Origin of the sequence: Streptomyces sp. NPDC058092 (genome assembly GCF_042884935.1) — a bacterium.
In the GTDB taxonomy this organism is placed as follows: Bacteria; Actinomycetota; Actinomycetes; order Streptomycetales; family Streptomycetaceae; genus Streptomyces.
On record NZ_JBHVSY010000033.1, the window covers coordinates 1 to 13,206 of the forward strand.

At 67.8% G+C, this 13,206-nt stretch carries 8 protein-coding genes and 4 pseudogenes; 5 read left to right on the forward strand and 7 right to left on the reverse strand.

Annotation, left to right across the window (positions count from 1 at the left end; all coding sequences use genetic code 11):
• Both ACFVV1_RS35950 and ACFVV1_RS35955 read left to right on the forward strand, forming a co-directional pair.
• Window positions 1–1,614 (forward strand): peptidase C14 (locus ACFVV1_RS35950; protein ID WP_389998393.1); only part of this gene is annotated, 1,614 nt, incomplete at its 5' end.
• The gene (locus ACFVV1_RS35955) at window positions 1,611–2,543 is read left to right on the forward strand and encodes a GNAT family N-acetyltransferase (RefSeq protein ID WP_389998396.1); all 933 of its coding nucleotides are present in this window, start codon (window positions 1,611–1,613) and stop codon (window positions 2,541–2,543) included. The genes ACFVV1_RS35950 and ACFVV1_RS35955, both read left to right, overlap by 4 nt.
• Window positions 2,544–2,557: 14 nt before the next feature.
• On the opposite strand, the gene ACFVV1_RS35960 is transcribed toward ACFVV1_RS35955, so the two are convergent.
• On the reverse strand, window positions 2,558–3,292 hold the full coding sequence (locus ACFVV1_RS35960; RefSeq protein WP_389998399.1) for a DUF5995 family protein: 735 nt from the start codon (window positions 3,290–3,292) through the stop codon (window positions 2,558–2,560).
• A gap of 128 nt (window positions 3,293–3,420) precedes the next feature.
• On the reverse strand, window positions 3,421–4,716 hold the full coding sequence (locus ACFVV1_RS35965; protein ID WP_389998402.1) for a uracil-xanthine permease family protein: 1,296 nt from the start codon (window positions 4,714–4,716) through the stop codon (window positions 3,421–3,423).
• A gap of 28 nt (window positions 4,717–4,744) precedes the next feature.
• On the opposite strand from ACFVV1_RS35965, the gene ACFVV1_RS35970 reads away from it, so the two are divergent.
• A complete protein-coding gene (locus ACFVV1_RS35970) occupies window positions 4,745–6,430 on the forward strand; it encodes a recombinase family protein (RefSeq protein ID WP_389998405.1) in 1,686 nt (561 codons plus the stop codon).
• A gap of 300 nt (window positions 6,431–6,730) precedes the next feature.
• Here the strand turns inward: ACFVV1_RS35970 and ACFVV1_RS35975 are convergent.
• A pseudogene (locus tag ACFVV1_RS35975) lies at window positions 6,731–7,257 on the reverse strand (transposase); the annotation flags it as partial.
• Between the two features lie 135 nt (window positions 7,258–7,392).
• Here ACFVV1_RS35975 and ACFVV1_RS35980 point away from each other — a divergent pair.
• The gene (locus tag ACFVV1_RS35980; protein WP_389998408.1) at window positions 7,393–9,225 is read left to right on the forward strand and encodes a transposase; all 1,833 of its coding nucleotides are present in this window, start codon (window positions 7,393–7,395) and stop codon (window positions 9,223–9,225) included.
• Between the two features lie 20 nt (window positions 9,226–9,245).
• On the opposite strand, the pseudogene ACFVV1_RS35985 reads toward ACFVV1_RS35980, so the two are convergent.
• The 4 genes and pseudogenes from ACFVV1_RS35985 to ACFVV1_RS36000 all read right to left on the reverse strand — a co-directional run.
• Window positions 9,246–10,292 (reverse strand): annotated as a pseudogene (locus ACFVV1_RS35985) (IS630 family transposase); the annotation flags it as partial.
• A 151-nt stretch (window positions 10,293–10,443) separates the two neighbouring features.
• Window positions 10,444–12,048, reverse strand: coding sequence for an ISL3 family transposase (locus ACFVV1_RS35990; protein ID WP_389998411.1), 1,605 nt, complete (start codon window positions 12,046–12,048; stop codon window positions 10,444–10,446).
• A gap of 79 nt (window positions 12,049–12,127) precedes the next feature.
• A pseudogene (locus tag ACFVV1_RS35995) lies at window positions 12,128–12,529 on the reverse strand (IS630 family transposase); the annotation flags it as partial.
• A 106-nt stretch (window positions 12,530–12,635) separates the two neighbouring features.
• On the reverse strand, window positions 12,636–12,806 hold the full coding sequence (locus tag ACFVV1_RS36000; RefSeq protein WP_389998545.1) for a hypothetical protein: 171 nt from the start codon (window positions 12,804–12,806) through the stop codon (window positions 12,636–12,638).
• A 2-nt stretch (window positions 12,807–12,808) separates the two neighbouring features.
• On the opposite strand from ACFVV1_RS36000, the pseudogene ACFVV1_RS36005 reads away from it, so the two are divergent.
• A pseudogene (locus ACFVV1_RS36005) lies at window positions 12,809–12,901 on the forward strand (IS5/IS1182 family transposase); the annotation flags it as partial.
• Between the last annotated feature and the right edge of the window lie 305 nt (window positions 12,902–13,206).

Below are 13,206 nucleotides of genomic sequence, written 5' to 3' on the forward strand. Positions count from 1 at the left end.
ACCGAAGGCATCGAGAAGAACACCCACGACAACCCCTTCGGCGCCGTCCTCTCCTTCCGCGGCACCGTCACCGACACCACCGTCGAACACGCGCTCTCCGGCAAGGTCATCGAACTCACCGACACCTTCCCGGTCCCCGACGCCAAGGCGTTCGAGGTCGGCCAGTGGTGGGCCGTACAGGTCGACCCGGTCGCGGGCGGCGGCGGTGACGAACGCGAGCTGCAGAAGCTGGTCGAGATCACCGAGATCATCGACGCGGGCCACATCCGGATCGGCTACCTCAACGGCTGGGAACTCGCCGCGGGCCGCACCCTCACCTGGACCCGCGTCGAACCGGTCCAGGGCACCCACATCCGCAACCTGGTCTTCGAAGGTGCCGGTCCCGACGAGTACACCGGCTCCCACCCCGTCAGCTTCGAGTACGCCGTCGGCTGCGACGTCTCCGGAATCCACGCCACCGGCTCCTTCTGGCCGGTCATCATGCGCCGCTGGTGCACCCGCTTCCGTACCGAGGACTGCTCGCTGAAGAACCCGCCCACCGTCGAGTACGGCGGCGCGGGCTATCTCACCCAGCAGATCTACTGTCTGTACGGACGGGTCGCGGACTGCACGACCAGCAACGTCCGCCACCTCAACGACCTCACGGCCTCTGCCTACTGCACCGTCGTGAACTGCCACGGCGACGGCGACGACGCGGGCGGCAACCCCTTCACGACCCACGGGCAGTACGAGCACGACCTGCTCTTCGACGGCAACTCCGGACTGATGGACATAGCCAACTCCGGTGCACAGTGGGGGATTTCCGCCAAGCGCATCACCGTACGCAGACACGTCTGCTCCTGGTTCACCGCCAACACCAAGATCACCGATCTGACGCTCGAAGACATCACGGTGATCGCGCGCCCCACCTTCGACCAGGCCGGCACCCTCACCGTCAACGCCGACGGAGCCCAGGTCCGCGGCTGCACCGCCAAGACCTTCGCGGTCGCCCAGCGCTCCGCCCGCTCCACCCGGCCCACCACCATCAGCGACTGCTCCTTCGAGCCGCCCGCGGGAGCCGTCCTCGTCCAGACCCCGGTCACCGCTCCCGTCCACTTCATACGCTGCACCTTCAAGGGCGTCGACGGCGCGATCCTGCGCGGTGCGGGACCCGTCCACTTCACCGACTGCACCGTCACCGGCGCCGAGAACGCCGCCCCGCTCTCGGTCGGCTCGGCGGACCTGCGGATCGACGGCGGCACGTACGACAACACCGGCATCGAACTCAGCGCCGTACGCGACCAGCGGCTCACCGTCACCGGCGGCACCCGCCTCACCGGCAGCAACAAGGCCAGGACGCTGCTCGGCCGGGCGGCCGGCCCGGGAAGGGTGACCTGGGACATCACCGCGCTCAGCAGCGCCGCCTCCGCACCGGACACCGCCCATGTGCGCATCACCGACGGCACGAACCACTACGCGGCCACCGGCAGCCGCTTCACCGGTGGCACGCTCCACCTCGCCCCGGACGCCCTGGCTTCGGTTCTGCACACCGCGTGCGTGGAGGACGGTACGAAGCGCAGCGCGATGCCCGCGAACGGCGACTCGGTGCGCACGGACGGGAACCTGACCCTGTGACCGCCGTCATCCGGACCGCGACCGGGGCCGACGATGCGGCCCTGGCCGCCCTGTGGCAACGGTGCTTCGACGCCCCGCACATCGCCGCCCTGCACGCCCTCGACCCGGACCGCCACCGGCACACGTTCGTCGCACAGAACGGTCCGGGAGGCGGGATCGACGCGGTCGTCGTCTACGTACCCCGGCTGATCCGCGACGCGCGCGGCACCCCGCAGCGGGTCGGCGGCATCGGCAGCGTCGCCACCCGCCCCGAGGCCCGGGGACAGGGGCTGGTGCGGCGGCTGCTGGTGGCGGCGGAACGCACCATGACGGCCGAACAGTGCGCCTGGTCCTTGCTGTTCACCGGCACGCCCGGTGTCTACCGGGGTTCGGGATGGCAGGAGTTCGGCAGTACGTACACCGAGGGGACGCTGGCTGCCCCGGCAGCCTCCGGGGCGTTCCGGGTCCGCGAGGCCACCGCGCGGGACGCCGTGGAGGTGGCCGCCCTGCACCACGCGCACAACGTGAACAGGCCGCTCAGCTCGTTGCGGGCGCCCGAGGACTGGTCGGTGCGGGTGCCCGCCTGGTACGGCCCGGTCGAGCGGTCGCTCGTGGCGGAGGACCCCGCGTCGGGGGCGCTCGTCGGCTGGATCGTGGCCCAGCACGCGGGGGAGTACGTGGAGGTGCGCGAGTTCGCCGGCGCGCCCGAGTGCCTGGGCGAGCTGTTCGCCGCCGTCGGTGAACGAGGCCGGGGCGCGGGGCTGAGCCGCGCGCGGGTCCGGATTCCCGACGGCCCCGAGGTCCGGGCGGCACTCCCGGCGCTGCTGGCGGACCCCCGGTCGGTGGAGGAGCATGCCGGCATGGCGCGCCCGCTGCACGCCACCGCCGAATCCGTCCGGGCCACGGTCACGGCGCCGGGCGCGGTCCACTGGTACGGCGACTGCTTCTGAAGTCCGGGGCGTTGTCAGCGGCAGGGAGTGAGCAGACAGCGCCCCACCAGACCCGCCCCCGCGTCCATCCGCTTCCTGAACTCCTCGGCGAGCAGCGGCACATCGCGCAGCCGCCACAGGACCAGGGCCGCCGACCAGGCCGCCTCGCGGGCACGTTCCAGACTCCACGAGCCGAGCAGATGGGTGAGCGGGTCCGCGAGCTCCAGCAGATCGGGGCCCGGCATCAGATCCTCGCGGATCCGCTCCTCCATCGTCACGAGGAGATCGCCCACCCGGTCGAACTCGTCCTCCAGGTCCGGCGGGGCGCAGCCCAGCGCGCGACAGGTGTCCACGACGGCCAGCGGCAGATCGTGGGCGATGTGGGCGTTGACGCCGGCCAGGGCGAACTGCAGCGGCCGTACACCGGGATGGCGCCGGTACTGGAACAGGGGCCGCCAGCAGTCGGGCGGCCGCCGCCCCGCCGCCGCGGCATCGACCGCCGACAGATAGCGCTCCGCGAACCGCACATCCAGTGCGGCGGCGGCCCGCCGGTCGGGGAAGGCACCGTCGTCGATCTGCCGGTCGATGGTCTCGGTGACCGTCAGATAGACCCGGTTGAAGACCTCCACCCCGTCCTCGACGCCGCCCACCGGCGGCCAGGCGGTGCGCAGCACACGCATTCGCTCGATCACCGGGGCGATGTCGGGGACCGTGGCGACGCCCGGCCCGTCCCCCTGCGAAAACCTCTGCACCTGCTCGAACTGCGCCATGGGGGCAGCGTCCCAGCCGGGGACCCGCCACGGCACCGACCGGCCGAGGGGTTCATCGGAATGGGGGAACGGGCACGCCACCCGCGCAGCGGGCGTACACGCGATCGGCGTGATCCGATCGAGAGGCCCTACGCCTTGTCCGTCGGATCCTGTTCGCCGTACGCCGACGTTCCCGAATCCAGCAGGGGCTCCTGGGTCTTGAGGTGCGCCGGGGCGAAGGCACGCAGTACGTGGTAGCCGGTGATCACCACGATGGTGCCCAGCGCGATACCGCTCAGCTCGAAGGTGTCGGTGATCTTCAGGCTGACCCCGCCGACCCCGATGATGATGCCCGCGGCGGCCGGGACCAGGTTCAGCGGATTGCGCAGATCGACCTTGGCGTGCAGCCAGATCTGGGCGCCGAGGAGGCCGATCATGCCGTACAGGATGACGGTGATGCCGCCGAGCACACCGCCCGGGATGGCGGCGACGACCGCGCCGAACTTGGGGCAGAGGCCGAAGAGCAGGGCGAAGCAGGCAGCGGCCCAGTACGCGGCGGTGGAGTAGACGCGGGTCGCGGCCATGACGCCGATGTTCTCGGAGTACGTGGTGTTCGGCGGGCCGCCCACCGCGGTCGACAGCATCGACGCGGCGCCGTCGGCGGCGATCGCGGTGCCCAGCTTGTCGTCCAGCGAGGCGCCGGTCATCTCGCCGACGGCCTTCACATGCCCGGCGTTCTCGGCGATCAGCGCGATGACCACGGGCAGGGCGACCAGGATCGCCGACCACTCGAAGCTCGGCGCGTGGAAGGACGGGAGCCCGATCCAGTCGGCCTTGGCGACACCCGACAGATCGAGCCGCCAGTGGTCGACGGCCTGGGCGCCGCCCACCGGGGAGTGGATCTTGCCGAAGACCCGGTCGAGGACCCAGGAGAGCGCGTACCCGAAGACCAGCCCCAGGAAGATCGCGATACGCGAGAAGAATCCACGCAGGCACACCACGGCCAGTCCGGTGAACAGCATCACCAGCAGCGCCGTCCACTGGTCCTGCGGCCAGTACGTCGACGCGGTCACCGGAGCCAGGTTGAAGCCGATCAGCATGACGACGGCGCCGGTGACCACCGGCGGCATCGCCGCGTGGATGATCCGGGCGCCGAACCGCTGCACCGCGAGACCGGCGAGGAAGAGCACCACACCGACGGCGAAGACCGCACCGGTGACCACGGCGCTGGAGCCGCCGCTCGCCCGGATCGTCGCAGCGACCCCGACGAAGGAGAGCGAACAGCCGAGGTAGCTGGGCACCTGGCCGCGCGTGGCCAGCAGGAAGATGACCGTCGCGACACCCGACATCATGATCGCCAGGTTCGGGTCCAGGCCCATGAGTACCGGCGCGACGAATGTCGTGCCGCCCTTTCCATGATGAGATGCCGTCGCCGGCGCGGTCACAGGACCGGGAACGTGGAAGGGAACGACGATGGCAGGAACCGAATCGGGGTGTGCGCGACGAGCGCTGATCTACATCCGGGTCAGTACGGCCAGGGACGACATGATCAGCCCGGAGCTGCAGCAGTTCCAGGGCGAGACGCTTGCCGCCAAGGAGGGCATGCACCTGGTGGGGAAGCCCATCATGGACCTGGGAAAGACGGGACGCTCTTTCGGGGAACGCCAGATTTCCAAGATCATTGGGATGGCTGAGCGAGAGGAATTCGACGTCCTCATCCTGTGGGTCTGGTCGCGCTTCGGCCGGAACATGAAGGACTCGCTGACCAACCTCGACCGGCTCACCGAGCTGGGCATTGAAGTCCGTGCGGTCAAGGAGGACTTCGATGGGCGGACGAACATCGGCCGCTTCGCGATCCGGCAGATGCTCAACATCGCTGAGCTGTTCAGCGACCAGCAGGCCGACGTATGGAAGGAATCCATAGCCCGACGCCGACGCAAGGGACTTCCGCACGCGAACCAGGGGCGATTCGGCTACTACCGGTGCGACACCTGCCCTCCCCGGAAGCCGGGTGTACCGCTGGAGACCTGCCCGGCGTGCAAGGAGGGCATACTCAAGGTCGATCCGGTGCTGGGGCCCAGGCTGGCCGATGCCTGGCGGCGGGTGGCCGCCGGTGAGTTCATCGCTCACATCACGCACGAGTGGTACGATCCGGCCTCGGGCAAGCCCGTGACGCCCGGGCGCCTGTACGACATCCTCGACTCGGGCTTCGGCCTCGGGTTCGTGCGCTACCGGTTGCCGGAGCAACAGCACGTCCTGCGAACCGACAAGGACGGAGTCAAGCGCCGGGGACGCAACAGGTCGCGCAGGCCGGAGACGTTCGGACTGTACTTGCCGGGCGGGCACGAACCCGTGATCAGCGACCGCGCTGAGTGCGAGCGTGTCTGGGACGCCTATCTCGACCGCCGTGGTGATTCGCCGAAGACGTCAGCCCGTGAGCGGGGAGAGATCCGGTACTCGACGACCGGGTTGGTCTTCTGCGCGGCCTGCGGGGGCTCGATGCACGCCCTGCTCCGGGCGAAGAAGATCCGGAGGCCCCCGATTGACGGCCGTCCCGATCCGTTCGATGTGACGTGGCGGTGCCGCCAGTACGCCGAACTCGGTTCATGCCGCGGATCCGGGTACGGAAACCTGGAACACATCGAAGCCCGCGTACTTGACTGGCTCAAGGAGAACGCCAAGGGCGGCCAGGACATGGAGACGCGCGTGTGCCGGAGTCAGTCGGCGCTGAAGCCGGATGACTCCGCAGCCCGGCTCACCGGCATCGAACGGGAACTGGAAAGGCTGGTGCGGCAGGAGGACAAGCTCACCGACAGCTTGGTGGATGGCCTGATCAACGCGGATGCTGCTCGCCGCAAGCAGGAGCGGATCAACGCTCGCCGCGAGGAGCTTGAGACGGAGCGTCAGCAGCTCTCGAAACGTCGAGAGCGCATGGTCTCCCAGCCCCGCGCCGTGGCCTTCAAGAGTTTGGTGGACGAGTGGGAGCAGGCGACGCCGAACACCAGGAACAAGCTGATTGAAACGGTCGTGCGCGGGATTTACGTCCGCAAGGGGCGCGGATTGCCGCTGGAGGAGAAGTATCGGATCGTTCCCATGTGGGAGGAACGCCCCTTGGTGTCGGCGGCGGGAGCGCCCTCTACGGCTGGTGCTGTGCTGTAGGGCTACCTTGACCGGGGGGTGTCTCACGCTTGTCCTGCGCGCCGTTTGATACGGATTCATGACGCGTCGCCACTGCGGCGGCCAGGGCGTCCCAGAACGCCTCCCAGCAGTCATCTTCGCTCGGCATGGGGGTGCGTGCGGCGTTCATTAGATGCGGATCCCTCCAGGGTGTCACCGGAGCCACCAGCTGCAGACGCGGGCTGGTGGCCTTGGAGGGATCACCATGTCGATGACAGGCGATTTCACCCTGCAGTCAATCCGTGGTACTGGTCCGGAACCCAAAGGGTTTCGGACCAAAGGTCATGGAGATCCACATGGCCGGGCAAAGCCCAGGGCCATGTCCCGTGACGTGGTGTAGGTGATCACTCGGTTGTGCCGGGCAGGGGGGTGCGCTGCCCGGATAGAGCTGTCCATGCTCTCGATGGAGAGGTAGCGGCGAGGGACGGCGATCCACTCGTCGTGGAGTTCAGCCAGGACAGCGTTGGCCAGCCGGGCGACGGCGTGGGTGTCGGGAAGAACTGGGCGACGTCGGACCGGCGCTTGATCTCCCGGTTCAGCCGTTCCAAGGGGTTGGTCGACTGGATCTTCTTCCAGTGCTGGTGAGGGAAGTCCGCGAAGGCGGTCAGGTCCTCCTTCGCGCCGAGGAGCATTTCTCTGACCTTGGGGAACTGCTTGCCGAGCATGTCCGCGACGGTGTCGAGATGGGCCCGGACGGTTTCGGCGGTGGGCTGAGCGAAGAGTGTGCGGATAGTCGCGGCGACCATCTCGGCTGCTCCTTTGGGGATCGTGGAGAAAACGTCGCGGACGAAGTGGACTCGGCAGCGCTGCTAGTGTCCTGCGCCGGAGATCCGTCGGCAGAAACGGGCGAGTGAGTCGAGGATCTCTTCGGCTGTTTTGGTCCAGATGAAGACTCTGCTGCCTAATTCACTGCGGGGGTGAGGGCGGGTCCGCGATGATCGTTCGTGAGGCCGCTTTTCCGTCGTGCGGCCGTGGAGGCGGTACGGATGTCGATGCGGCCGGTGGGACTGCGGGAGATTCCGGAGCAGACCGTGGTGGTGGCGCGGGCGGCGTTCCCCAAGGGGAGCCTGGCAATACGGGTGCGGGACCACCTCGCGGCGGTCTTCGTCGATGAGCCGTTCGCCGAGGCGTTCGGGGTGCGCGGGGCGCCGGGCCTGTCGCCTGGGGTGTTGTCGCTGGTGACGGTGTTGCAGTTCGCCGAGGACCTCACCGATCGGCAGGCCGCGGCGATGGCGGTGCGGGCCATCGACTGGAAGTACGCGCTCGGAGCGGAGCTCACCGACACAGGCTTCGATGCCAGTGTGCTCAGCAAGTTCAGGGCCCGGCTCGCGGACAACGGCATGGAGCGGGTGGTCTTCGACCGGCTTCTTGAGCACTGCAAGGACGCCGGTCTGGTGGCGGCAGGGGGCAAGCAGCGCACTGACTCCACCCATGTGATCAGCGCGGTGCGGGACTTGAACCGCCTGGAGCTGGCCGGCGAGAGCGTGCGCGCTGCTCTGGAGGCCCTCGCGGTTGCGGCCCCCCTCTGGCTGGCCGGGCAGATTGACGTGACGGAGTTCGCCGAGCGGTACGGGCCGCGGGTCGACGGCTGGCGCATGCCGCCCTCGCAAACGAAACGCGACCGCCTCGCCCAGGTCTTCGGCCAGGACGCCCTCGCCTTGTGCCTGGCCGCCTGGGCCGATGACGCCCCGGTATGGATCCGTCAGATCGAGGCCGTGCACCTGCTGCGGCAGGTACTCGTGCAGACCTACATCATCCGCAGCGACAGCCGGGGACGGCAGGTGATCAAGAAGCGGGACGCCGACGACGGCGTCCCGCCCGGTCAACTCCGCCTGGCCTCCCCCTACGACGCGGACGCACGCTGGGCGGCCAAGGGCGATGACCTGTTCTGGATGGGCTACAAGATCCACCTCACGGAAACCTGCTCCACTCTCCCCGACGCCGACGCCGACGCCGACGCCGACGCCGACGCCGACGCCGACGCCGACGCCGACGCCGACGCCGACGCCGACGCCGACGCCGTAGCTGGGGCGGAGGCAGCGGCAGGAGCGATGCCGAATCTGATCACCGATGTGCACACCACCGACGCGACCGTGCCCGATGTGAAGGCGACCGCCCCGATCCAGCGCAAGCTCGTCGCGCACGGGGTGAAGCCGACCGAGCACTACCTCGACTCCGGCTACCCCTCCGCGGACCTGATCACCAAGGCCCTGAAGCAGCGCATCCGCATGGTCACTCCAGTCCTCCTGGACTGCTCCGCGCAGGCCAAGGCCGCCGAGGGCTTCGACAAGAACGCCTTCACCGTCAACTGGAAGACCCGTCAGGTCCGCTGCCCCGCCGGCAAGACGAGCTCCCACTGGAACCCGGTGAAACAGCACGGCACCGACGCCATCGTGATCACCTTCAGCGTCCTGACCTGCCGGGAATGCCCCTTCCAGAAGCAGTGCACCACCTCGCAGATCGGGCGCCGCACGCTCACCCTGAGGCCCGAGGAACTCCACGAGAACCTCGCCAGAGCCCGCGCCGAGCAGAAGACCAACACCTGGAAGAACAAATACACCCTCCGGGCCGGCGTCGAGGGCACCATCAACCAGGCCCTCGACGTCACCGGAATCCGCCGGGCCCGCTACCGCGGCCTGCCGAAAGTCCGCCTCCAACACGCCTTCTCCGCCACCGCGCTCAACGTGATCCGACTCGACGCCCACTGGACCACCGGCACCCCCGACCGCACCCGCCACAGCCAGCTCGAACGACTCAACTACCGACTCTCCGCCTGAACGAATTGGGCAGCAGAGTCGATGAACGGTGTTGGGTTTTCGTTCCATTCCTTGACCCAGGCTCGGATGTCGGCTTCCAGCGAGCGCACGCTTTTGTGTGCACCGCGGCGGATCTTCTGGTCGGCGAGGAAGCCGAACCACCTCTCCACCTGGTTGATCCAGGACGAACCGGTGGGGGTGAAGTGCAGGTGGAATCGGGGGTGTTTGGACAGCCAGGCCTTGATGGCCGGTGTCTTGTGGGTGCCGTAATTGTCGCAGATCAGGTGGACCTGGAGGTGCCCAGGAACCTCCTTCTCGATCTTGATGAGGAACTTCTTGAACTCCGCTGCCCGGTGTCGACGGTGCAGCGAGGTGATGACTTCGCCGGTCGCGACGTCGAAGGCCGCGAAGAGGGTGGTCAGGCCATTGCGGACGTAGTCATGGGTGCGACGCTCGGGCATGCCCGGCATCATCGGCAGCACCGGCTGGGACCGGTCCAGCGCCTGGATCTGCGACTTCTCGTCCACCGACAGCACCACCGCCCCTTCGGGCGGATTGAAGTACAGCCCGACCACGTCGTAGACCTTCTCCACGAACAAGGGGTCCGTCGACAGTTTGAAGGTGTCCGTCAGATGAGGCTTGAGATGGAACTTCCGCCAGATTCGGCCCACGGTCGACTTCGACAGCCCACTGCGGTCGGCCATCGACTTGCGCGACCAGTGGGTGGCGTTCTTCGGCATCTCCTCCAACGTGCTGACCACGACCGCCTCGACCTGGTCGACACTGATGGTGGGCGGCCGGCCCGGCCGGGGCTCGTCCACCAACCCGTCCAGCCGGCCGGCCAGGAACCGCCGACGCCACTTACGGACCGTATCCGCCGCTACCCGAAGATCCCGCGCCACCACAACAATCGGCGGAACGTCAGGGCCTGCACACGCCAACACGATCCGCGCCCGTAACGCCACCGCCTGCGCAGACGTCGCCCGCCGGGCCCAACGCTCCAACACCGCACGCTCGTCAACGGACAACAACAACGGTTCCAGCTTCGGACCACGACGCGGTGCGGGCACACCCGAAGAATCACTCATACAGGAACTAACGACGGCAGAAACGGGCGAGTGAGTCGAGGATCTCTTCTGCTGTTTTGGTCCAGATCTCGGCGTCGCTTGAATTCTGGTTCTGGATCACTTTCAGTGCCGGGGCCACGGAGGGTCACCGAAACCGCGATCATGAACGGCTTCATGCCGCAAGGAGGACCCGCTTGCGCAGGAGGTCGAAGTTGGCGCGGCCGAACATCTGGCGCTTCAGCATCTTGATCTTGTTGTTGTGGCCTTCGACCGCACCGGAGCTGTAGCGCAGGCTGAGGCCGGCGACGACGGCGTCGAGGTCCTGGCCGAGACCGTTGACGAAGCTGTGCAGGGCGGGCAGGTCGTTGGCCTGGACGCGGTCGATCCACTGGCCGAGGTGCTGGCCTTGTCGGTTGTTCATCAACTCGGCGAACGCCCGGACGTGCTGGGCGGTCTGCTCCAGCTCCGGGCAGCGGGCCAGAACGGCTTTGAGCTGCTGGGCCTGGTCGTCGTTGAGGCGGTCGGGATGCCGGGTGATCCAGCTGGTCACGTCCCGCACTGAAGGATTCTTGCGGGGCGGATCGTCGTGCGGGAAGGCTTCGCGGAGCTTGCGCACGTACGCCTTGACGACGCTCTCGCCACCTTCGTAGCCGCGCTCGCGGAGTTCCTCGAACAGGCGGTGGGCCGTGGTGCTGCCCTCGGCCCACCGTTGGTGCAGGTAGGGCTTGTGGGGATCGAGGATGCTCGTGCGGCCCGTCCACCGTCCGATGAGGAGTTCATCCGCGGTCGCTGCGTTGGCGAGGCGGCGGACTGTGTTGCGGGCCAGTCCCAACCGCCGTGCGATGACGCGCAGGCCGATGCCCTGGCTGAGCAGGTCGTGGACGGCTGCGTGCTGTTCCCGGACCCGGTCCGAGAGCCGGCCCGACCGTCGCGGCTCGGCCGGAGCGTCTGGGGCCAGCTCTGCTATGTCCGGGACCGCGACGGCCTGGGAGTTGTCCGCCTGTGGTTCGCGCAGCAGGGCACGGTGGCGGACGACGGCCTTCTCAACGGCCTCCGCGAGGTTCTTCCAGATGTGCCACCTGTCCGCGACGTGGATGGCGTCCGGGGCGCCGAGCCGTCCGGCCTCGGCAAAGGCGAGGGAGCGGTCACGGCAGATCACCTCGACGCCGGGATGGGCGGTCAGCCACTTGGCCACCGTCGACACGTTGCGGTCGGGCAGTAGATCCACCGGGCGCCTGGTCTCGATGTCCACCAGGACGGTGGCATAGACGTGTCCCTTGCGCAGCGCGAACTCGTCCACCCCGAGCACCCTCGGAGTGCGCGGTGCCGGTTCCGGCAGGGCCCGTATCAGGCGCAGCAGCGTGGAGCGGCTCGCCGGAACCGCGAGCGCGTCCACCAGCCGGGCCCCCGCCCGGCCGGCCAGCATCAGCGCCAGCTTCTGCAACACCACCTGCAGCCCGGCACTGCGTCGGCAGTAGCGGAAGGTTAGCCCGCTGACCTGCTCGGCGAAGGTCGCCTGCGGACACGTGCCCTCACCGCAGCGGAACCGACGGACCTGTAACTCGATCACCACCCGGCGGTGTCCGACCGCGCTGTCCGCAAGGCGGCGTACATATCGGCTGTGCACCCGCGCGGACCGCACCCCGCAGACGGAACACCCGGCCCGCTCCGCCGTTGCCCGGGCTCGCACGACCACCAATTCGCCTTCCACCACTACGTTTTCGATCCGAACACCCTCGACCTGGTGAAACCACAGGTCCTCAAAGAAGACACCCACAGCCGTTCATGATCGCGGTTTCGGTGACCCTCCGTGGCCCCGGCACTGAAAGTGATCCAGAACCCAAGTTCAGCCGCCGCCGACACCAGATGAACGGTGTTGGGTTTTCGTTCCATTCCTTGACCCAGGCTCGGATGTCGGCTTCCAGCGAGCGCACGCTTTTGTGTGCACCGCGGCGGATCTTCTGGTCGGCGAGGAAGCCGAACCACCTCTCCACCTGGTTGATCCAGGACGAACCGGTGGGGGTGAAGTGCAGGTGGAATCGGGGGTGTTTGGACAGCCAGGCCTTGATGGCCGGTGTCTTGTGGGTGCCGTAATTGTCGCAGATCAGGTGGACCTGGAGGTGCCCAGGAACCTCCTTCTCGATCTTGATGAGGAACTTCTTGAACTCCGCTGCCCGGTGTCGACGGTGCAGCGAGGTGATGACTTCGCCGGTCGCGACGTCGAAGGCCGCGAAGAGGGTGGTCAGGCCATTGCGGACGGACAACGGGCACCTCGGCAGCTGCATCGGTCATCGGAACGACACGAGCATGCTTGTTGACCAAGCCGCCGCACAGCGAAACTCCAAGATCCCCGACAGAGTCAAGCTAGGGCCAGCGTGGGCCGCTGCCCAGAACCGCTGGTTCCAGGGCTGCGGCAGCTTCTTGCCCGGGGTGTAGTGCACGATCCAGCCGATCGTCCGCGTCGGGCATGGACACCGCGATCGAGTCGGCTCGGAACAGCACGAACTTCGGCACGGCGGCCTTCTTCTTCGCCACTGCAACTGATCCCGCTGCTGCAAGCAGTTCCGCCCGTGCGTGGCAAGCGCGGTCGACCCAGGCGCCGCCCAGACGCAGTGCTCGCTGACCGCGGCATCACCGCATGTCATGGAACCGACAGATCTTCCTTCTTGTTTTGGCAAAGGATCACAGCCGGGATCGGTCGGTGGTGGTCACCCCCTCTGGAAGTGACATATCAGGATCACCGAGGCCTCTTGGTGGCTCACGAGAGCTTCACGCCGAGGGCTTGGACCAGCAGTTTTTGCTGATACTTGAGCCTTTCATGGGTTTGGGTTTACGTCCCCGTCCGGGCTGCGGATCGGTCCCGGAAGCCCGTAGATAATCACGCCACCCACAGGTTGCGCGGCCACCCCCCGCGATCAATTCCTCTTGCAGCAAG